Below are 298 nucleotides of genomic sequence, written 5' to 3' on the forward strand. Positions count from 1 at the left end.
TGCTCGTACATGGGACACAGCTTTAAAATTAGGTAAAGATGCTAATGTAGCGTTGATTTCTGTACCGGGAACGTACGCTGCTTTAGAAGCAGAAAAAGCATTAGACGAAGGACTTCACCCGTTTATTTTTAGTGATAACGTAGCAATTGAAGATGAAGTTCGTTTAAAGAAAAAAGCACATGAAAAAGGCTTATTGGTGATGGGACCAGACTGTGGGACAGGCATTATTAATGGCGTACCGATGGCCTTTACGAACATTATCCGTCCAGGAAGAATCGGTATTGTTGGAGCTTCAGGT

Annotated in this window: 1 pseudogene; it reads left to right on the forward strand. The window is 41.6% G+C overall.

From position 1 onward, the window contains the following. Positions 1 to 298, forward strand: a pseudogene (locus RT405_RS06280) (acyl-CoA synthetase FdrA); the annotation flags it as partial.

This window comes from Carnobacterium sp., from assembly GCF_032094055.1.
Classification (GTDB): Bacteria; Bacillota; Bacilli; order Lactobacillales; family Carnobacteriaceae; genus Carnobacterium_A.